This window comes from Marinomonas sp. G8-14 (genome assembly GCF_055808935.1).
In genome coordinates this window covers 211,578-232,473 of record NZ_CM147891.1, presented here as the reverse complement: position 1 = coordinate 232,473, position 20,896 = coordinate 211,578, and the positions used below count along the sequence as shown (strand labels likewise).

20 protein-coding genes are annotated in these 20,896 nt (G+C 43.6%); 15 read left to right on the top strand and 5 right to left on the bottom strand.

What is annotated here, in order from left to right:
• The 7 genes from AC0L6V_RS01180 (at position 1) to AC0L6V_RS01150 (ending at position 5,394) form a co-directional block, all read left to right on the top strand.
• Positions 1-450 carry a hypothetical protein gene (locus AC0L6V_RS01180; protein WP_265216911.1) on the top strand — a complete coding sequence of 150 codons (450 nt, stop codon included), beginning with the start codon at positions 1-3 and terminating at the stop codon, positions 448-450.
• A 151-nt stretch (positions 451-601) separates the two neighbouring features.
• On the top strand, positions 602-1,711 hold the full coding sequence (locus tag AC0L6V_RS01175; protein WP_409419234.1) for an RHS repeat-associated core domain-containing protein: 1,110 nt from the start codon (positions 602-604) through the stop codon (positions 1,709-1,711).
• A gap of 3 nt (positions 1,712-1,714) precedes the next feature.
• Entirely contained in the window at positions 1,715-2,047 is a 333-nt protein-coding gene (locus AC0L6V_RS01170; protein ID WP_265216906.1) for a hypothetical protein, read from the top strand.
• Between the two features lie 163 nt (positions 2,048-2,210).
• Positions 2,211-3,710 carry an RHS repeat domain-containing protein gene (locus AC0L6V_RS01165; RefSeq protein ID WP_409419233.1) on the top strand — a complete coding sequence of 500 codons (1,500 nt, stop codon included), beginning with the start codon at positions 2,211-2,213 and terminating at the stop codon, positions 3,708-3,710.
• Positions 3,711-3,739: 29 nt separating this feature from the next.
• Entirely contained in the window at positions 3,740-3,946 is a 207-nt protein-coding gene (locus tag AC0L6V_RS01160; protein WP_265216907.1) for a hypothetical protein, read from the top strand.
• Positions 3,947-4,073: 127 nt separating this feature from the next.
• Positions 4,074-4,406, top strand: coding sequence for a hypothetical protein (locus AC0L6V_RS01155; protein ID WP_265216906.1), 333 nt, complete (start codon positions 4,074-4,076; stop codon positions 4,404-4,406).
• 163 nt (positions 4,407-4,569) lie between these two features.
• A complete protein-coding gene (locus AC0L6V_RS01150) occupies positions 4,570-5,394 on the top strand; it encodes an RHS repeat-associated core domain-containing protein (protein ID WP_265216905.1) in 825 nt (274 codons plus the stop codon).
• Here AC0L6V_RS01150 and AC0L6V_RS01145 read toward each other — a convergent pair.
• Positions 5,345-5,491, bottom strand: a complete 147-nt coding sequence (locus AC0L6V_RS01145; protein WP_409419848.1) for a SpvB/TcaC N-terminal domain-containing protein — start codon at positions 5,489-5,491, stop codon at positions 5,345-5,347. The genes AC0L6V_RS01150 and AC0L6V_RS01145 overlap by 50 nt on opposite strands.
• A gap of 434 nt (positions 5,492-5,925) precedes the next feature.
• Positions 5,926-6,606, bottom strand: coding sequence for a hypothetical protein (locus AC0L6V_RS01140; protein WP_409419231.1), 681 nt, complete (start codon positions 6,604-6,606; stop codon positions 5,926-5,928).
• 139 nt (positions 6,607-6,745) lie between these two features.
• Between AC0L6V_RS01140 and AC0L6V_RS01135 the strand changes: the two genes are divergently transcribed.
• Positions 6,746-8,098 carry a YdgA family protein gene (locus tag AC0L6V_RS01135; RefSeq protein WP_265216903.1) on the top strand — a complete coding sequence of 451 codons (1,353 nt, stop codon included), beginning with the start codon at positions 6,746-6,748 and terminating at the stop codon, positions 8,096-8,098.
• Positions 8,099-8,331: 233 nt separating this feature from the next.
• On the opposite strand, the gene AC0L6V_RS01130 is transcribed toward AC0L6V_RS01135, so the two are convergent.
• Both AC0L6V_RS01130 and AC0L6V_RS01125 read right to left on the bottom strand, forming a co-directional pair.
• Positions 8,332-9,015, bottom strand: coding sequence for an SPOR domain-containing protein (locus AC0L6V_RS01130; RefSeq protein WP_409419230.1), 684 nt, complete (start codon positions 9,013-9,015; stop codon positions 8,332-8,334).
• A gap of 126 nt (positions 9,016-9,141) precedes the next feature.
• Complete coding sequence (locus AC0L6V_RS01125; protein ID WP_265216900.1) at positions 9,142-9,573, bottom strand: YqaA family protein; 432 nt, start codon at positions 9,571-9,573, stop codon at positions 9,142-9,144.
• Between the two features lie 238 nt (positions 9,574-9,811).
• Between AC0L6V_RS01125 and AC0L6V_RS01120 the strand changes: the two genes are divergently transcribed.
• The 7 genes from AC0L6V_RS01120 (at position 9,812) to AC0L6V_RS01090 (ending at position 19,195) form a co-directional block, all read left to right on the top strand.
• Positions 9,812-11,425, top strand: a complete 1,614-nt coding sequence (locus AC0L6V_RS01120) for a methyl-accepting chemotaxis protein (RefSeq protein WP_265216899.1) — start codon at positions 9,812-9,814, stop codon at positions 11,423-11,425.
• Between the two features lie 337 nt (positions 11,426-11,762).
• Positions 11,763-14,888 carry a phosphorylase b kinase regulatory subunit alpha/beta gene (locus AC0L6V_RS01115; protein WP_265216898.1) on the top strand — a complete coding sequence of 1,042 codons (3,126 nt, stop codon included), beginning with the start codon at positions 11,763-11,765 and terminating at the stop codon, positions 14,886-14,888.
• A gap of 26 nt (positions 14,889-14,914) precedes the next feature.
• Positions 14,915-16,693 carry a 1,4-alpha-glucan branching protein GlgB gene (gene glgB, locus AC0L6V_RS01110; RefSeq protein ID WP_418138686.1) on the top strand — a complete coding sequence of 593 codons (1,779 nt, stop codon included), beginning with the start codon at positions 14,915-14,917 and terminating at the stop codon, positions 16,691-16,693.
• Entirely contained in the window at positions 16,627-17,109 is a 483-nt protein-coding gene (locus AC0L6V_RS01105) for an alpha amylase C-terminal domain-containing protein (RefSeq protein ID WP_265216896.1), read from the top strand. Before glgB ends, AC0L6V_RS01105 begins: the two co-directional genes overlap by 67 nt.
• Positions 17,110-17,155: 46 nt before the next feature.
• Positions 17,156-17,821, top strand: a complete 666-nt coding sequence (locus AC0L6V_RS01100; protein ID WP_418138685.1) for a hypothetical protein — start codon at positions 17,156-17,158, stop codon at positions 17,819-17,821.
• 82 nt (positions 17,822-17,903) lie between these two features.
• Complete coding sequence (locus AC0L6V_RS01095; RefSeq protein WP_418138684.1) at positions 17,904-18,770, top strand: alpha-amylase family protein; 867 nt, start codon at positions 17,904-17,906, stop codon at positions 18,768-18,770.
• Positions 18,767-19,195: a hypothetical protein gene (locus AC0L6V_RS01090; RefSeq protein ID WP_265216893.1), complete on the top strand. Its 429-nt coding sequence runs from the start codon at positions 18,767-18,769 to the stop codon at positions 19,193-19,195. The genes AC0L6V_RS01095 and AC0L6V_RS01090 overlap by 4 nt, the downstream gene beginning before the upstream one ends.
• 33 nt (positions 19,196-19,228) lie before the next feature.
• Here AC0L6V_RS01090 and AC0L6V_RS01085 read toward each other — a convergent pair whose 3' ends face one another.
• Positions 19,229-20,791, bottom strand: a complete 1,563-nt coding sequence (locus tag AC0L6V_RS01085; protein ID WP_265216892.1) for a methyl-accepting chemotaxis protein — start codon at positions 20,789-20,791, stop codon at positions 19,229-19,231.
• Positions 20,792-20,896: the final 105 nt, after the last annotated feature.

Genomic DNA, 20,896 nt, shown 5'->3' with positions numbered 1-20,896 from the left:
ATGACCAATAAAACACTATCTGAGAAATTTCAAAGCACAATGGGCCAGCCTGTAGAGATTGAAGGTAGAAATGTATACCCGATCTATATTTTGGAATTAGAGAAGGAAAAGCAAATAACCGTGAAGTGGGTTAGCACTCAATCTAGACTGAAGCAGGGGATACAAATAAAAATAGATAAAGGTGTTATAGAAGTAAACGGCGAAAAACTTTCGAATATCGTACTGTGGGAAGACACCAGTCCAGATGTAGTACAACTACGATGCATACCCAAAAAGAACACCAAGTTAAAGGTATGGAATGTATGGGAAGTTAACGGTGTGACTCAAGCTTGGGTGGGAAATGCCGGAATGGATATTTCAGAATCAGACCATCAGATCAGATTGCGGTGTAGTGATGGATCTGACGATGTCAATTTCCAGAATGTAGTTGTTGAATTGGTCGCCGACTGATTAAGCCTAATCTTAAAATAATATTCATTCCCCCTCAAAGCCAGTTATATTAGGTGATTGGCTTTTTTGAGTTCAAAAACTGACTCAACCCACTACACAAACAACAACCCCTATCAAAGACCAAATCACCACCGGCGAGATCAAAAAGACGGTGTATTACATCGGCGGCTATGAAAAAGAAATCCGTGGTAATCGTATCTATCACCGCATTCAAATCGGTGATTCTGCCATTGTAGAAAAAGTGGACGACAACCCCGAAACCATTAATTACACCCTGCGAGATCAACTTGGTAGTCTCATTGCCACCGTCAGCGACACAGGCACCATCAAGCGCCTGTTCTATGATCCTTGGGGTAAACGACTGGACTTACCTGTACCAGATGCCCAACCGCTCACGCTCTTTAATCTAGCGACCTTTTTAACGCCACGCGGCTTCACGGGACACGAACACCTCGACAACGTCGGCTTGATCCACATGAACGGACGCGTGTATGATCCTGAAATTGCACGCTTCGTTAGCGCGGATCCTTTAATTCCCTCCCCAAAAAATCTGCAAAGTTATAACCGTTACTCTTATACTGTAAACAACCCACTACGATACACAGCCCCTAGTGGTTTTAGAATGGTGGACGCAGAGCATACAGGAAACCCCGATGACAATAATGAATCGGATTCTAGATTTGGTCGTGAAAGTGACAGAGACAATAACTCAGGGTCGAGTAATAACAAATCTGGCTCGGGTAGCAGCGCAACCAAGGAGGCTGATGGCAGTGTTACACTGGAAATGACCGTATCAGCCCCTCGGTATAATGATGACAATGATCGAAGAAATCGAGGGGATAACAGTGGGTATTCACAAGCTGCTGCGACACAAGCAGCAGTTGAGGCTCAGCGGAATGCAGCTCTGGCCCAAAGGGCTTCTAATTTATTATCTACGGTTTCTAGATATGCATCATATGCAGCAACAGCCGCTTTACTAACAGGTTTTGTTCCGGTTGCTGGTGCTCTTGCTAACGTTGCTATTATTGCTGGTATATTTGCTGTAGGTGTTGATATAGCTGTTAATGGGAAAAATTTTAATCTAACGTCAACAGCTGGTGCAGCTTTATCTACTAGTTACAAAATTGCTGGTGACATATTACCTAATATGCTTCCTGGAATAGCTAGACAGCCTGCAAGGGTTGTGATAGACGCTACGAGTCAAGTACAGGGGCTTCTAATGAACGAAGCGGCTAAAAATGAAGAGAGAGATAGTAATTAATTTATGAAAAATATATACAATGATAAATGGGGACTTGCCTATGGGACTCCCTTATGGGGGGGCGGGCTTGTAGGGATAAATTTTTTAATATCTGGATTATTTCTTTTAAATATTCAAATAATACTTTTTGGTCTCTGTGCCACTGTTATGATTTTAAGAAAAGATGTCTTGTATTTTGCAAAGTCAGATAGGCTCTTTTTAGTAACATTAATGCTTCAAGCTGTTTTTGGCTCTGCTTCTATATGGGGAGCAATAACTTATAATTTCTATCAGCTCTTCTTTTTATCAGTAGCTATTACTTTGATTTGGACATCATTCTTTTTTTCTATTACTTGAAAAAACTAGATTGGAACGAGTAAAACTAGTAGATTACCTGCCAGTAAAGCCAATTATATGAAGTGATTGGCTTTTTCTTAGCTCAAAAAAAGCTGAACAAAGACACTGCCCACTCGATTAATGAATCGGATGCTTAAGCCGCCTCAAAAGTACCACCACAACAGTGGCAGGCAACAACTATGGCACCGTCTCCCTCAACTACAACGCTCTGGGCAATATCACCCAAAAAAGTGACGTGGGGACATACACCTATAACCAGACCCAATGTGGCCGTCAAACCGGCCCTCATGCCGTCAGCAGCATCACTGGCAAAGGCGCTTACTGCTACGACCAAAATGGCAACCTACTCAGTGGCGACAACCGAAGCCTCACCTACAACAGCTTCGACAAACCCACCTACATCCAACAAAATGGTGAAACCAGCACCTTCTCCTATGGGCCAGACCGACAACGCTACAAACAAGTGACCACAGGCACCGTCCCAAAAACCGTTTACTACATCGGCGGCTACGAAAAAGAAATCCGTGGCAATCGCATCTACCACCGCATTCAAATCGGTGACGTCGCCATCGTCGACAAAGTAGACAACCACAACGAAACCATCCACTACACCCTACGCGACCACCTTGGCAGCCTCATTGCCACCGTGAGCGACAGCGGCACCGTCAAACGCCTGTTCTACGATCCTTGGGGCAAACGACTGGACTTGCCTGTGCCTGAAGCTCAATCGTTGACACCTTTTAACTTGGCGAGTTTTGTAACACCACGCGGCTTCACCGGACACGAACACCTCGACAACGTCGGCTTGATCCACATGAACGGACGCGTGTATGATCCTGAGACCGCACGCTTCGTCAGTGCAGATCCGGTACTCAGCGATCCAACTTACTTACAAAGCTACAACCGCTACAGCTATGTGTGGAATAATCCATTAAGAATGACGGACCCGAGTGGGTTTGAGCCCCACGGCACGGGAACCGATGGTTACGACTCGCATCCGAACTACGACCATGACAATAATCGATGGGATCACGATAAAGATCACTCGAAAGAAAATAAGAAATGGGATAAAGAGCATAAAGTAGAAGTAACGAAGGGAGATAAGAACCAGACTGTTATTAAAGACAGCTCAGGGAATACGCTTTACGATGCAAGTAATCGACATACAAGTTATAAGGAGAATGACGAGGTAAGGAATTTAGCTTCTCATGTTAAGATTCTACCATTAACAGATCTCCAAGCAGTATATGGAACTGTACCGACAAGAGCAGTAGTATCTGGACTTTATCGGTTGGTAGCTTCGCTATTTCGTTCTGGGGTTGCAAACAGAGGGGCTAGTAGTGCGGCGAGTGGCGCAAATTTAAATAGACAGTTAACAGCTCAAGAAATAGCGAATGGGCATGCTTTTGAAAAACACGTTTTGAAGCAAGGTGAATTTCCAGGCATCAGAATAAGGCAGCAATTTCAAAACCATGTTGAAGATGTACTTAGTAACCCGAGTGGGATGCGCTATTACAAAGATGGACGTACTGTTTATCTCCAAGAATCATCAAGTACGGTAGTTATTCGAAATTCAGGTTCAGGTGAAAGTACAGCTTTTCAGCCTGCTAATTGGAGTGAGTATATTAATTCGTTGCCAAGCCGTTCAACGCCATACCCCTAACGCTTAGAAATTTATTTAGGAGAAATCGTATGAAAGTTGTTGATAATAACGGTATTAAATTAACGTGTGAAATTAGCCATGAGGAAATATTGATTCTCATGGCTGGTATGAGGGAAATTTGTTATGGAGTTGATATTCATGCCTTTGAGACAAGGCTTGGTTACAGCAAAGAGCGAGTAGGCGTTTTAGTGCAGCAGCTCAGGTCTATTCTCGATGAACAAGATATCGATGAATAATTTACAAGCCCGCAATTCGCGGGCTTTTTAATATGCTGCTTGCTGAATTATTGATGCAATGAGCCAAGTACAGGGATTCTTAATGAACGAAGCGGCTAAAAATGAAGAGAGAGATAGTAATTAATTTATGAAAAATATATACAATGATAAATGGGGACTTGCCTATGGGACTCCCTTATGGGGGGGCGGGCTTGTAGGGATAAATTTTTTAATATCTGGATTATTTCTTTTAAATATTCAAATAATACTTTTTGGTCTCTGTGCCACTGTTATGATTTTAAGAAAAGATGTCTTGTATTTTGCAAAGTCAGATAGGCTCTTTTTAGTAACATTAATGCTTCAAGCTGTTTTTGGCTCTGCTTCTATATGGGGAGCAATAACTTATAATTTCTATCAGCTCTTCTTTTTATCAGTAGCTATTACTTTGATTTGGACATCATTCTTTTTTTCTATTACTTGAAAAAACTAGATTGGAACGAGTAAAACTAGTAGATTACCTGCCAGTAAAGCCAATTATATGAAGTGATTGGCTTTTTCTTAGCTCAAAAAAAGCTGAACAAAGACACTGCCCACTCGATTAATGAATCGGATGCTTAAGCCGCCTCAAAAGTACCACCACAACAGTGGCAGGCAACAACTATGGCACCGTCTCCCTCAACTACAACGCTCTGGGCAATATCACCCAAAAAAGTGACGTGGGGACATACACCTATAACCAGACCCAATGTGGCCGTCAAACCGGCCCTCATGCCGTCAGCAGCATCACTGGCAAAGGCGCTTACTGCTACGACCAAAATGGCAACCTACTCAGTGGCGACAACCGAAGCCTCACCTACAACAGCTTCGACAAACCCACCTACATCCAACAAAATGGTGAAACCAGCACCTTCTCCTATGGGCCAGACCGACAACGCTACAAACAAGTGACCACAGGCACCGTCCCAAAAACCGTTTACTACATCGGCGGCTACGAAAAAGAAATCCGTGGCAATCGCATCTACCACCGCATTCAAATCGGTGACGTCGCCATCGTCGACAAAGTAGACAACCACAACGAAACCATCCACTACACCCTACGCGACCACCTTGGCAGCCTCATTGCCACCGTGAGCGACAGCGGCACCGTCAAACGCCTGTTCTACGATCCTTGGGGCAAACGACTGGACTTGCCTGTGCCTGAAGCTCAATCGTTGACACCTTTTAACTTGGCGAGTTTTGTAACACCACGCGGCTTCACCGGACACGAACACCTCGACAACGTCGGCTTGATCCACATGAACGGACGCGTGTATGATCCTGAGACCGCACGCTTCGTCAGTGCAGATCCGGTACTCAGCGATCTAACTTACTTACAAAGCTACAACCGCTACAGCTATGTGTGGAATAATCCACTAAGATTTACCGACCCAAATGGCTTTGAGCCACACTGTTGGCTGCACAACGAGTGATTTCAGAAATTCCTGAAAGCCTCCAACCTAAACCCAAAAGCCCATTACCTTGTTGACTGTTGTAGCTCAGTACCGAATTAGGCTGAAGACCGTTAATACCGGGCGGAACATCGATGGGAATGTCATAGGTTGCCGCACCGGAAGAGGAACCCCCGCTTCGCCGGGAATCGTGCCAACTAGCGTGTCGGCATGGGCTAGAGAAAGAAAACCAAAAAAAGAAAATAGGTAAACAACGACATACAAATACATTGTCTTGAGCACGAGTAAATCCCTTTATCGTCAGTATTTATAACCAATGCAGTGCTATCGTCGATTGTATTCGCAAAAATGTTCAGTACACACCGAGTAAAGTGTAACAGAACTGGAGTGCACCAGAACTAGATGGATTAGGACGAGGCGCTTGTCAAAACATGATACATTTGGGCAAAACGCTGAATATGTGGCCATCTATACCCAATTTTGTCCTCCGATAGAAGGGCTCAATCTCAATGTTAAGGCCCAAGAAACGCAAGGGCCTACGCAATAAAGCTATTAGACAATCTCAAATTGAATAATAGCGTCATCCTGATTCATAACTCGATTCCCCCCTAAAGACTCAGCCGCAGGCACTAACCCATTTAAGGTACCGGTGATAAAAAAGTAGTCTTTATCTCCATAGCCGCGCTGTATACACTGAAGCACTCCTTTTTTGAGAACCTCTTTCTTTGCTTCAACAAGTTGCTCAACATCCGCTGAAAAGGCATATCCCTGATCACCTCCTTCAAAAATCAGTTCACCAGATACTGGTTTTGAGGACACGAACACACCATAGTTAAAGTAAAAATCGCATGCCGAATGATTGGTTGGGTGAATCTCAGCACGAATCAATTCAACTGCCACGTGGGGTAATAACTCAGCAACTAACTGGTTTACTTCATTCACTTTGCTTGGCACAGTGAGTGGGAAGGCAATTTCCAGTTCGGTACCGCGAAACGCATGATGAGGAATCCTGCCACCAAGGTTACTAAAGAGTTGAAAATCAAAAATAGGTGATAGAATAATCACCCCCTCTTTATCGACCACTTTCCAACCCGCAATCGTTGCCCCTTTTTCAAGAATCTTGGCAATCAGAACATCTTGTGCGGCGCAAACAGCATCAAAAGTTTCCGTCAATGACAAGGAAGCTTCGCACTGAAAGCTTTTTACTATCTCTGCATACTCTTCAAAAATCATCTACTACTAAGCCTTTATAAAATAATGAGATTATTAGGTAAAGAATACGGATTTACGATGGCAATGCATCCTTTATTTCACAACGCTTAGCCTGTAACATACGCGCTCCTAAAATCCATTCAATGAAAAGGAACTTCTAGTGAAAAAGATCCTCGCTGTACTGGTTTTCATACTTGTCGCTGCTTGTCTAATTGTCCCTAAATTTATTGCGCCAAGACATCAAGAGAAAGTCGTTGAACTGATTGACAACATTAATAAAACCCCTGGCTATTCTGCCGAAATTATTTCCACAGATTTCGCTTGGTTTGGCTCTGAAAATAAAGTCTTGTTCACTTTAAACACGGCTCAAATGAACCCATCACTGCAAGAGCAAAATATTGATATTGAGCTTGTGCTCGATACGCACTATGGTCCGTTGTTATTTTCAAGCCAAGGACTGTTTGGCCTTTATACAACCACCGTCAAGATTAATGGCAATGAACAAAGAAACTTTCTGAATTGGGATGAGAACAGCCCACTATATCAATTGTCTGTCTTCGGTAGTGTTATGGGTAACATAAAGGTCGCGGATAACATTCCTGCCTTCAGTAATTTAGAAGATACCTTTCACTTTAGCGGTTACAGTGGCAAGGGAGAGCTGACCAGTACGGCATTTAGCTATGAAGGAAACCTAGAAAGCATTAATGTGGACGATACCTATTCACCACTAAAGGCCGAAGGTTTTAATGTATCAGTGGAACTTAATGCAAGCTTAGACACCATTATGCAAGGTGGTTTTTACGACAGCACGACTGATTTCAGTTTAGAGAGACTGAGTATAGGCACTAACACCCAACTCTCTGGGCTAAATATCGAGATGGGGTCTAATTTAAATCAAGAAACCCAGCTTGGTCATATGGAAGTCAGTTACCTTATTAGCGAAATTATCTCTGATGACTTTAAAGCGAACGATCTTATTTTAGTGACGAAACTGGACAATCTCGATAACCAGTTCTTTATTAGCTATAAAAACTTCGTTGATAATGTCCCAATGAACAACGCTACCTTAGAGTATATGTATGAAACATTACTTATTTTCATGCAAGACAATCTTGGGGAATTATTAGCAGCAAAACCAGAGTTCAACATACCAAAATTCAGCGGTACATTTCCTGAGGGCAGCTTTAATGCAACGCTAACGAGTCGATTAGCTGACATCAGCACCCCTTCAGTAGAAACACTGATTACACCAGAGTTTTGGTTTTATAACACCATAGTAAAAGCAGAGATCGAAGCAGATCAGAACCTAGTAACAAAACTTGCTGAACGATTCATTGCCAGTCAAATGCGTGCGCCAATAAACGCACCGGAAGTGAAACAGCAAGCCCTAATGTTTATTGAAGGTTTAGCACAACAAGGTCTCATTCGATTAAAGAACGCCAAATATAAAAGTGAGATCACAGTAGAAGACGGCCAAGGCAAGGTATTCGACCTCAGTTTCCCCTTAATGTAATAAGGGTCAACGCCACATCACGCCACTTAAAAAAAGGCGCGTCTCATGTTCTGATTATCAGAAACAAGACGCGCCTTTTCATGTCTTAAGCCTTAGTACACCCCACCCATGCCATTAAACACCTAATAACGTTTAATAAAGACAAACCAACAGCGTACTTGTTATCAGAGCGGTCCAACACAAGGACAGACTGCCTTAGAAAGAACACAGAATCTTTCCTTATTCCCTGTTATTTAACTATTGGGAATAACCTCACCATTGTATTGCGTCAGCAGGCAATCTCTGCCTCTTTCTTTAAGCATTCTACAAAAATCGGCACTATAGGATTTATTCACGAAGGGGCCTACTTTTAGTTGATACATAGTGCGACCATTGACGTTTTTTTGATTAACTAATGGCACTAAACCATCGAAAGACGTCGGGTACGATTCTAGTAGTACTCGCCAGCCACGAACCGCTTCGTCACGGTTGCCATAAGAAGCCACTTGAACACCATACTGTTCATCTGCTGTTGCACCGGAAGAAGCAAGTGGCGTAGCTTCTTGAGCCATCATGCTCGCCTCGGATTCAGTCGAATCAATTAAAGGTGCAGGGACAACGGCGGGTGCAACATTAATAGCAGAGACACTTTCGCCCATAAAGTTCTCATCTGCCATCAAGCCGTTACTGTCGATATTATTTGATCGAGCAGTTGCCTTTGATGAAAGAGGTTTACCTTGCTTAAGCGCCGCAATTTCCGCTTCCAATTCATCAATACGATCCAACTTTGGCTGCACAGCCTGCCATTGCTCTTCATGCATACGAACTTTATCTTGCAGATCCGTATAGGTCATAAAGGTATTTTTTTCGTCCATAGATGAACAAGCGCCTAGTGATAATCCAGCCATAATAACGACCAGCTTTTTGGATATTTCCATTATTCTCATCTCCATGTACGTCATTGAGAGTGTTCACTTATTATTCCAACCAAAATACGAAGCGACCTCTTTGCCTCATGGTGACACCAAAGAACTCATTCGTGTATTGGCTAGTTTCTAGCCCTTCTATAAAGTCAGTATTAAATGTTGCCCCCACAAAATTAAGGCATAACGTGCGGCTTTGCCAACTAAAACTAAAGGTAAAAAATACCGAAAAGGGGTTCGCAACACGCCTGATACTAAAGCAATCCCGTCACCAACGACAGGAAGCCAAGTAAATAACAGACTCCACACACCATATCGATTAAAAAAATATTCCGCTTTCTGTCGAGCCTTAGGGCTTACTGGAAACCATCTTTTGTGCTCATATCGCACCAAATAATGCCCCAACCACCAATTTGTCGCGCCCCCTAATGTATTACCTAAACTGGCCCAAAACCACAAAAAAAATATCGATAATGACGTATCATTAGCATAATAGAGCAACAGACCTTCGGATCCCAAAGGCAAGATAGTCGCAGATAAAAAAGCAACAATCAGTATAAAAAAATAATCCAACAACGCGTCTCTTACCTATTTTATTAGAAAAATTAAACACCTAAATACAAAAACAATGACTCAACTCATTTTTACACACTAGGCAAGATCTAGAAAAACATTTACTCTAAGAACAGTGCGAAACCTTTACACAACGAAAACAATCAATTCATTTTTTCTGTGATAAAAAAATAACGACGGATTTGATTGATTAATATAAATTCCATTCAATAGTGCCAAACATCTAAACGGAGGCGACATGCTGGATCGCATCAATGATATAAAAATTCGTTATAAGTTGTGGGCCATTATTGGTCTAATGTCTATGGGAACCACGGCACTTATTCTCGTATCACTAACCTCTCTATTTAATAGCCATGTTGATGCTCGAAAAGATCGTACGCAAGATATTTTAGATATAGCCAACACAACACTCACTTCAATTTATCACAAACAGCAGTCAGGCGAGCTTACGGCCGATCAAGCAAGACAACAAGGTATTACTCTACTATCGAGTTTAACCTATGGCGATCAACAAGAACTGTGGATTATCGACAATAACAATCGTACCTTGATGAACGCACCGGTCACCTACAAGGGTAACAACATCCCCTCCTCGCTTAGCGAAACACTCAACACAGCGTCCTTAGCGAGCAAACAGCCGTATCAATCCATCGAGTTTGAGTATCAAGGCAACGACGGCATTGCCCATAGAATGATTGCCAGCGCCACTACCTTCACCCCATGGAATATCACTATTATTGCCACCGCATCCATGAATGCGGTGATAAGTTTTTTCCTGAGTGCTCTGGTGGATTATGCCATTCTAGTCAGCGTCCTGACGGTGTTAGTAGGTGGAACTGCGCTTTATATTATCCATCTCGTTACCAGCCGCGTCACCTCCCTGTGCAAAACCATGACATCAGTACAACATTCGGGTGATCTTACACAACGAGTTGAATTTAGCGGCTTAGATGAGATGGGAGAAATGGCTCGTGCCTTTAACAGCATGATGAATGACTTTCAATCGATTGTCCGTAACGTTAGCCATTCCAGCGAAACGCTAGACGGCATCGTAGGGCAAACAAATAATTCGACCAATAAAACCGCCCAAGGCGTGTCAAAGCAACTATCTAACACCAGCAAAGCCGCTGAACTTATGCAGAGTGTCATGACCTCTGTGGAAGACACATTGGCCATTGCTGAACGGGCAAACACAACCACACAAGAGCTTGGACAGCATTCCAAACAAGGTCTTGGTGTCATGAATAAAGCCAACCAAGATATTCAACAGCTTTCTATTGAAGTCGGTGATGCCGCTCAGCAGATTCAAAAACTTCGCGAAGACGTGACACATATCAACGAGCGTTTGGGTATTATTGCAGAAGTGGCCGATCAAACTAACCTACTTGCCCTCAATGCTGCTATCGAGGCCGCACGTGCCGGCGAGCAAGGCAGAGGATTCGCTGTCGTCGCCGACGAAGTTCGTCACCTTGCTCAACGCTCACAACTGGCGGCAACGGAGATTGGTGGACTGATTGATCAATTAACGCAACAAACACTGACCACAGTAGAAGTCATGGAATCCGCTCGCAATACTGCAAACCAAGGTGCAGAGCAAACCTCCCAAGCTGGTCAAGCCTTTACCGAGATCGCCAATGGTGTGTTATCGATTTCCAAATTGAACAGTAACATTAGTCAAGCCGCGGATCGTCAATATTCGTCTTCTCAAATGGTTCATCAAACGCTAGAAAGCATTGCCAATGTGTGTGAAGAAACCAATCATAACTCTACCGATATTCAGACCTCGGTCAACAATCTGCAAGAATGTGCGAGTCGACTACGTCAGTTAGTTCATCAATTTAGCACTTAGTATTCTCCGCTCTTTAACCACTCAACCTAAAAATCATGCAAAAACAAAGGCATGATTTTTAGGCTATCAAAAAACACATCCAACTGTGTATCTGTTTATAAAAAACAGCGTAAAACGCTCTTAAACTAAACTTAACCGTTATTACATGCTCTGATTTTGTGCATAGGCGTCTGATTTTATGCAAAAAAGCGTGTTTTCAAAAATTAAGTGAAAAAGAAGAGCGTTTACCACTTTAACTTATTGGTGAGTCCCATTATGTTTGGGTATAGTGGTTTTACAGGTAAATAAAAACCAGGGTAAACATTAAGCAACAAGTCTAGAACACAAAGGATCAAACATGGCGTCTGATACACAAGATAAGCTAGATTCCCTTTATCAACATATTCAAGCGGTGATTTTATCCCGTCAGCACCCAGTTACTGGACTCTTCCCTGCCAGCACGAGCATTAACAATCACGGTAATTATACCGACGCATGGGTACGCGATAACGTCTACAGCATTCAGGCGGTATGGGCATTACATTTAGCGTACAAGCGTGCTTCTAATCCGCAAAAACGTGCCAACGAGCTTGAATTTGCCTGTATAAAAATGATGCGCGGTCTACTTTTCGCCATGATGCGTCAATCCCACAAAGTGGAAGCCTTTAAGCACAGCCTAGATCCTAAAGACGCCTTGCACGCAAAATACGATACCAAAACAGGCTTAGAAGCCGTAGCGGATGATGCTTGGGGGCACTTGCAAATTGATGCCACCAGCTTTTATTTATTAATGCTGGCGCAAATGACCAAAGCGGGCAGTAAGTTAATCTTTTCTCGCGACGAATTTAACTTCATCCAAAACCTTATTTACTATATTTCTCGCACCTACCGCACCCCTGATTACGGGATTTGGGAACGTGGTAATAAGGTAAACAACGGCAAAGCCGAAATTAATGCCAGCTCTGTGGGAATGGCAAAAGCCGCCATGGAAGCCATGGATGGGCTAAATCTATTTGGCGAGGATGGTCCTGAATGGGCGGTAGTGCATTCGTTTGCCGATGCGGTTGCCCGTGCTGGCTCTGTATTGCAATCTCTATTGCCAAAAGAATCACGTTCTAAAGAAGTCGACAGCGCTATTCTCAGCATCATAGGCTTTCCTGCGTTTGCCGTTAACGATGAAAAGCTTGTCAGACGCACTCGCAAAGAAATCATCAATAAACTGGGCGGTGAATATGGCTGTAAACGCTTCTTATTAGATGGACATCAATCGGAATTAGAAGATCAAAGCAGAATATATTATGAGTACGATGAACTGATTAATTTCGAACACATTGAGTCTGAGTGGCCGCTGTTTTTTACTTACCTTTATATCGATCGTTTATTTGCTCGTGATTGGGAAAGCGCCAACTTTTATCGCCACAAACTCGAATCGTTAATGGTCGAAAAAGATGGGCAAATGCTGCTCCCTGAACTCTATTACGTTCCACAAGAAAGCATTCTAGCTGAAAAAGAAAAGCCTGGCTCACAAAAACGTGTTCCCAATGATAACCTCCCCTTAGTATGGGCACAGAGTCTATTTTTAGTGGGAAAAATGCTCGATGAAGAACTCATTAAGACAGATGATCTTGACCCACTAGGCTTGCATCGTGTCCAGTACAAACCAAACAAAGCCACCACCTCCATGGTTATCTTGGCACAAAACGACAAAGTGAAACAGAAACTGCTTGATGCTGGCTGCCTATGCCAAACGCTGGATGATATTCTGCCTCTTAAAGCGATCAGCGCTGAGCAATTAGTGGCTACTTATCGACATTTAGGAGCCTCAGAAACGTTAGGTTTAACCGGACGACCAAACCGCGCATTAAACAGCTTAGCAACGTCGCAAGCATTCAGTATCAACAATGAAAGCTATTTGTGTTTTTCTTGGATTCAGAATGAAGACAAAGATTATCGAAAAATCGATCCAGCGTTGTTCCAAGCTCATATTCGTAACGAACTAAAAAACATTGCTGACCATTGGTATTACCAAGCCAATGCGGTTTTTAGCATACTGATTGACGAAGCCATCAGTGACATGAATGGCAGTGATGAGTTATTTGAATTTATTCGTTTATTACAGAAACGCGAACACGAAGAGTTTCGTGTTATTCCGCAATCGGCCAAAAATGCATTCAAATCGGGTAACCGTCGTACTATTATGATCGGTACCTTAGACCATAACCAGTTGGGAGCAAAACTGCCCATTCACGATACTCCTTGGCCGTTATCCGCTAAGCCAAAAGCTTACGATCCACAATCGATCAAGACGGCAGAAACAAACACCTTACTGACTCGCTTCACCGAACAGCCAGATATTAACGAAGCCATCGACTGTTTAATCGAGCTAGGCAGTCGTCGTGCATTAATGAATACCATCCCCAATTCAGCGCCAGCAGTCACAGCATATAAGGTATTGAATAGTGTGTATCTGCAAGCCTTACTTTCTGAGAACTGGCACAGTGCTCGACAACTGTATTCTTTGATTTTAAAGCCCTCAACGGATCTCGCTACCTATATTGCTGATATCACGGTGCGTCAGCGTTTGCTCGTTATTGGTGAAACGCCTGAAACTGAGATCGATATCAGCTCACCATTGCATCAGGACGTAATTCTCGACATGTTGAGAAATGTATCATCCTCGCCTATTGGTCTAGTTATTTGTCATGAACTAATTGCCATTGCAGGGACTCTGATTAAGGTGCATCCTGAGTTTTTCTCTGGCGTTCGTACGATACGAATTCATAACTTAGCCATGTTATGTGCTCGTCAATTTGATCCCGAGGACGATGCTCCCGTGTTTGAAACCTTATCCAGAGTGTCGCCAAGCAAGCTTTACGAAGCCCTCAAACAAGTGTTACAACAAAAGCATGACGAATTTGCTCACGTGGCAAACAACATGCGTTACCACAACAGTACCGACGCGCAAAGCAAAATGAAAGATGTGGACTGGTTTGACTGGCGTTCTGAGCAGGGTATGATCACCAAGCTGCCAGAATCTATGCTACTGCAACTTTGGGACAGTTTAAGTCATGCAAACACCATTGTGTTTGGAGACTTACAAAGTAACACCGCTCTCGATTGTAAACGCGCACTCAGCTCTATGACGCCAGGAGAAGACACCTTCGCATTGCTGATTGAAACCTTAACGTCGGACATTCATCCAAGTTGGTATAAGAGTCTTATTTTTGAAGGCCTATATGCCTTCATACAGTTCTGTAAACAGCATAAAAACTGTAAGTTTGAACAAGAAATCAATTTACCTGTTTTGGTCTCAAAAGCAGCACTAGATCATGCTAGACAGCACCAAGCCGAACATGTGGAAGATAACTGGGCGGAAGCCGCATTGGATGATTTCGCACAAATAACACCAAATAAAGTCAATCAATATTTGCGTTGGGCCGTGAGCAAACTTCACAGTCATCAGCACCAACACTCATTGAGTTAACACGCTCACCCTTGCTGGAGAAGTGAATGGATTTAATAAAAAATGCCCTAATTAACGATGTATTGAACACTCGCTGTTCAGACCCATTTGGCTGTTTAGGACTTCAATCATCCCCTTCTAAGAAAGGCTTGTCACTGCTTGTGTGGCAACCCGAAGCGATATCGGTTCGCGTATTGGCCATAGATTCAGACCAAGAATTGGCTAAAATGAGCGAAACAGAAGACAAAGGCTTGTTTTACGCCAAATGGCCAAAAGAAAGCACCCGCTTTCATTATCGTCTTGAAGTCACTTACAAAGACAAAAGTACTTATACGCTGGTTGACCCGTACCAGTTTCCTAACACGACCTTTGTAGACCCTGATCACCACCAAGCGAATCTTTACAAAAGCCAAGGTGCTATTAGGGCCAATGCAAAAGTCAACGATCAACTCGCCATTCAAGGTACACGCTTTGCGGTTTACGCTCCAGCAGCACGCTCGGTTTCTGTAGTAGGTGACTTTAATGCTTGGGATGGTCGCATTCACCCAATGTCTAGCAATGGCGACGGCATATGGCGCCTATTCATTCCCGACGTTAATCATGGGGCACGTTATAAGTTTGAAATCCGCTCAAACGCCGGTGACATTTTGCCCCATCGCAGTGATCCATATGCTCAACGTATTGAGCAATATCCGTCTTTCGCTAGCGTGACCTGTTTTGATGACAAACATCAATGGCAAGACGATGCGTGGGTTAAACGCCCTATCGAAGACATCTACGAACAGCCCATGAGCATTTATGAACTACACATAGGTTCGTGGCGTCGTAAAAGTGACAATCAACCACTAACATATCTAGAGATCAAAGATCAGCTGGTTCCCTATATGGTTGAAATGGGCTATACCCATGTTGAACTATTGCCCATCACAGAATACCCATTCGATGGATCTTGGGGCTATCAACCTGTCGGCCTGTACGCGGTCACATCACGATTTGGCACTCCAGAAGAATTCAAAGCCCTTGTTGATGCGCTTCATCAAGCTAACATTGGCGTGATTATGGATTGGGTACCCGCGCATTTTCCTGCCGATAGTCATGGGTTGGCGAACTTCGATGGCTCCAAGCAGTACGAATACCCAGATCCCAAAAAAGGCTGGCACCCTGAATGGAACTCCTTGATTTATGATTTTGGTAAAGAACATGTGGTCAATTACCTAATTAGTAACGCGGTGTATTGGCTAGAAGAATTCCACATCGATGGCCTTCGTGTTGATGCCGTGGCTTCTATGTTGTACTTAGACTACTCTCGAGAAGACGGCGAATGGATTCCCAACAAAGACGGCGGCAATCATAACTACGAAGCCATTGATTTCTTACGCCGTTTAAACGAAACCGTGTATTTGAATCATCCCCGTTGTTTTACCGTAGCGGAAGAATCCACTGCTTTCCCTGGGGTGTCTAAGCCAACTTATATGAATGGTTTGGGCTTTGGCTTCAAATGGAATATGGGCTGGATGAACGATTCACTGGCTTATATAAAAAAAGATCCGATTTATCGTCAGCATCATCAAGGCGAACTTAGCTTTAGTATGGTTTACGCCTTTGACGAACAGTTTGTATTACCGATTTCTCACGATGAAGTGGTCCACGGTAAAGGCTCCATGATTACTAAAATGCCGGGCGATGCTTGGCAGAAATTTGCCAATTTACGTGCGTTTTCGGCCTACATGTATTTTCACCGGGCAAAAAGCTCAACTTCATGGGCAATGAGTTCGCCCAAGGTCAAGAATGGAGCCATGAACGCTCTTTGGATTGGCATTTGTTAGAGATCGACTACCACAAAGCTCAGCAAACGTTATCAAAAGACTTGAATCATCTTTATAAAAACGAGCCAAGTTTACAGTTTGATCATTCCTACCAAGGCTTTGAATGGATCAGTTATGATGACAACGCCAACAGCATTCTGGTTTTTGCACGTAAAGCCAAAGACTGTGACGAGCATGTTATTGCGGTCATTAATTTTACACCAACGCCCCATGCTAACTATCGAATTGGCGTACCTAAAGCAGGTCATTATGAGATCGTCTTGGACACGGATGAGGTGAACTACACTGGCAGTGGCTATGCCAAAATCAAAACATACCAGACTCAAGCAATCGTCAGTCATGGTCGTGAGCAAAGCATTGAACTGCAAGTGCCTCCACTGGCGGGCGTTTTGTTAAAATGGCTAGATAAACCTTAATCACTAACGCTCAGTAAAGTAACGCTAACAGCATCTAGAGGTATTAATGAACCAAGCACATCAGATTTCCAATGGCGCCTGTTTTCCTCTAGGTGCGACAGTAACCGACGACGGCGTTAATTTCGCCGTGGTCGCAGAAGACGCCAGCCAGCTGTATTTATGTTTGTTTGATCAAGATGGAAAGGAGCAAAAACCGCTGCCTTTTATTAATAAACATCAAGGCATTTGGTACATGGAAGTGCTTGGACTCAAAGAAGGTCAACATTACGGTTTACGTGCTAAAGGCGAGTTTAATCCAGAACAACAACAGCTTTATAACGAACATAAACTGCTAATAGATCCCTATGCTAGAGATCTCAGTCACAAACTTGTCTGGCATGAAGATCAATCAGCAATGAACAAAGAAGGCCAGCTACACAGCGTCAATTCGGCTTATTGTGTGCCGAAATCGATTGTTCGTACCGTGACAGCCAAACACAACCGCCCAGCAAGAGTGAAAATAACCCCGTCTAGCCGTGCTTTATACGAGCTGCATGTCAAAGGCTTTAGCAAAAACCTCCCCATTGATGATGAAATAAAAGGCACGTACCTTGGTGTTATCTCCACCGCGGGTATCGAACATTTAAAAAGCCTGAACATCACCACTATTCAGTTAATGCCTTGCTTCAGTTTTATGACCGAGCGCCATTTAGAGTTGCTAGAGCCTCAATAATTACTGGGGCTATAACCCTATCAGTTTTTTTGCGCCAGAACCGTCCTACGCTAAACAAGATGCTGTTTTGGAGTTTCAACAAATGGTTGATGGCTTAAGAACAGCGGGGTTTGAAGTTATCCTAGACGTTGTCTATAACCACACAGCAGAAAGCGAGCTGGATCACTCTAGCGTTTGCTTTCGAGGTCTAGACAATGCGCGCTATTATCGTCACCAAGCGGGTCAATATTTAAATTACACAGGATGCGGAAACTGCATAGACACTTACCATCCCAATAGCATTCGTCTTATTTGCGACAGCATGCGTTATTGGGTAGACGTGATGGGCGTGGATGGCTTTCGTTTTGATTTAGGAGTTGATCTAGGCCGGACTGATCATGATTTCACCCCCAAAGCGCCCTTACTGCAAGCCATTCTTCAAGACCCTATCTTAAGCGAAACTTGTCTAGTGATGGAACCTTGGGACATTGGCCCAAACGGCTATCAAGTTGGTCAATTTCCAAGAGGTTTTCTCGAATGTAATGATCAATACCGCGATACAGTACGTCGTTTCTGGCGCGGTGACAAAGGCATGGTACCTGAATTTGCGACACGCCTTTTAGGTTCAAGAGACCTGTTTCATAAAGGACAAAAAAGTGCCCTAACTTCCGTCAACTACATCACCTATCATGACGGTTATACCATGAAAGACTTGGTGTCCTATCACCAGCGCCATAACCTTGCTAATATGGAAGACAACCGTGACGGGCACAGTGACAACCTTAGCCAAAACTTTGGTACAGAAGGTGACACCGACGACATAAATATTCAACAACACCGCCTTAACCAGCAACTTTGCTTTATGGCGACACTGCTACTAAGCCAAGGTACGCCTCATATTTTAGGGGGGACGAGCTTTCCCACACTCAGCAAGGAAACAACAACGCCTACTGCCAAGACAACGACATGACATGGCAAATTTGGCAGGATATAGATGAGGAAACACGCCTTGCAAGAGACGCCATTCAGCATACCATTTCTACCTTAATGACACTGCGCAAAACCTACCCAATATTGGCTGAAATTCGTCTTGAAGACGACCCGCTTTATCAACACACCTCGTCAGATCACATCCATTGGCTCAACCAACACAGCGAACCCATGAGCGCAGAAAATTGGGCCGATAAAGAACGTCACTTTATCGCATTAACGCTAACGTCTGCCGACCTTTCTAGTTATTTTTGGATCGTCTTTTACAGCAGCGATACGCCTATTAGCGTTCCTTTTCCAGCAGAAAGTGATGCACTAGAAGTTGCTTACCAAACGCCAGGCTTCACGATTAAAGACAATACTCTTCAATGCGCTTATCGTGGCGTTTTTGTTGCTAAACGTTAACCATCAAAATTCGAAACAGAGGATTCAAACTCCCTAAGATATGGGTTTGAATCCCATACGAAAACCGCCCCAATGTTTACCATTGACAAAAATAGGCACGGAAAGGTCATGCAATATTTCGCCAGTATCCCGTTTGTAGGTTTGTAGCAAAAACGAATCTGTATGGGCGCCACAACGACTGCCTGTCGCATCATTAAAAATTCGCTTGGTTCGGTTATTCAATAAATCTTTTTCATAATCACCGGTTAATGGCTGACTAAACTTTTTATTGTGAGTGGGGAAATACCCCTTCACATCCACCGCTCCTGCAAACATCACCTCTTTACAATTGTCTAATACCGCTTCCTGAATAGCAGGAAAGTGACGGTCACTAAAAGCATCATAAGACGTACTGAACTTTTGCGGCTTAGTACCAGGTATAGGGCGATAATCGGTGGAGAATACCGCTTGTTCAGTCAACTCCCCTTTCGAAATAGCCTCTTCAAATAAATGCCCAATCGCCTGGGCAGACGCCTTACCAACCTTAAGCAACTCAGAGAAAAACAACGACTGATCGACTTTATCCAATTCTCTAAAGACCACTTCAGCCCCCTGACTCAAATGTGCGGCTTCCTTAGAAAGCCGATCACTGCGCTGGGAAATATCTTGTAAAGACTGGCTAATACGCGATATAGAACCATTGATTTGAGTACTGGTCGTGCCTAGATCTTCCCCTGCTTGTTCCACTTCGGACAACACCATGGACGCGTTCTGAACCTCTTCCGTTAGCGAAAGAAAGCGCTTTGTTTCGCCCAATAAGGTACTGGACAAAGATTCCGTTAAATCTTTTAATGCCGTCATTTCATGATTTGTCAGTTCGCTATTACGGCGCACATCGGTCAGTAAGCTTGAAATTTGTTCCGACGCACTGGCACTCTTCCCCGCTAAAGCGCGCACTTCATCGGCTACCACCGCAAAACCTCGGCCCTGTTCACCAGCACGTGCCGCCTCAATAGCGGCGTTCAAAGCCAGTAAATTAGTCTGTTCGGAAACGCCTTTAATCACCGCTGTAATGCTATCAATATCATCGGCACTTTTCGTCAGTAAAGCCAACTGCTGACTGGCAGTGTGCACTTTTTGTGTGAGTTCATTAATTTGTGCTGCACTTTGTGACAGTGCACTCTGTGCAGTTTGACTGGATTTAGCGGTGACACTCATGGTACGTGCTAATTGACCGAGATGATTCGACAGCGTTAATCCAGTATCTGAGAGAGTTCCAACCGCTTGTGTAATTTGCTCACTGTCATCCCGAGTCAAGTGGATATCCTTACTCAGTGTATCCACAAAATGGGAGACTTCGGCGGCCCCCATCGCCATTTTTGATGTGGCATGAGTCACGGTTTTACTGACGTCTGAAAACACGGCTGACGAGGCTGCATCTAACGCGACAACGGGTATTTGAGAGAGATCTTTTTTCTGCAACAGCAAAGAAACGCCTAAGATGCCGCTTAGCAATAAACCGATAATAATATATGGCGAGGGAATAACATTTTGCGCATAACCCAAAGAAAAGAGTACGAGCAGTCCTAAAGTACTACCTAGGCGGAGATAAAGCATCTGTTTCCCTTTTGTCGGTTATTATTTTTTTGCTAGTGTTGAACGATGTCTACGAAAGATCAACGTAAAACAAGGAGCTTACGACTAAAGTCGTACTTTCATCAA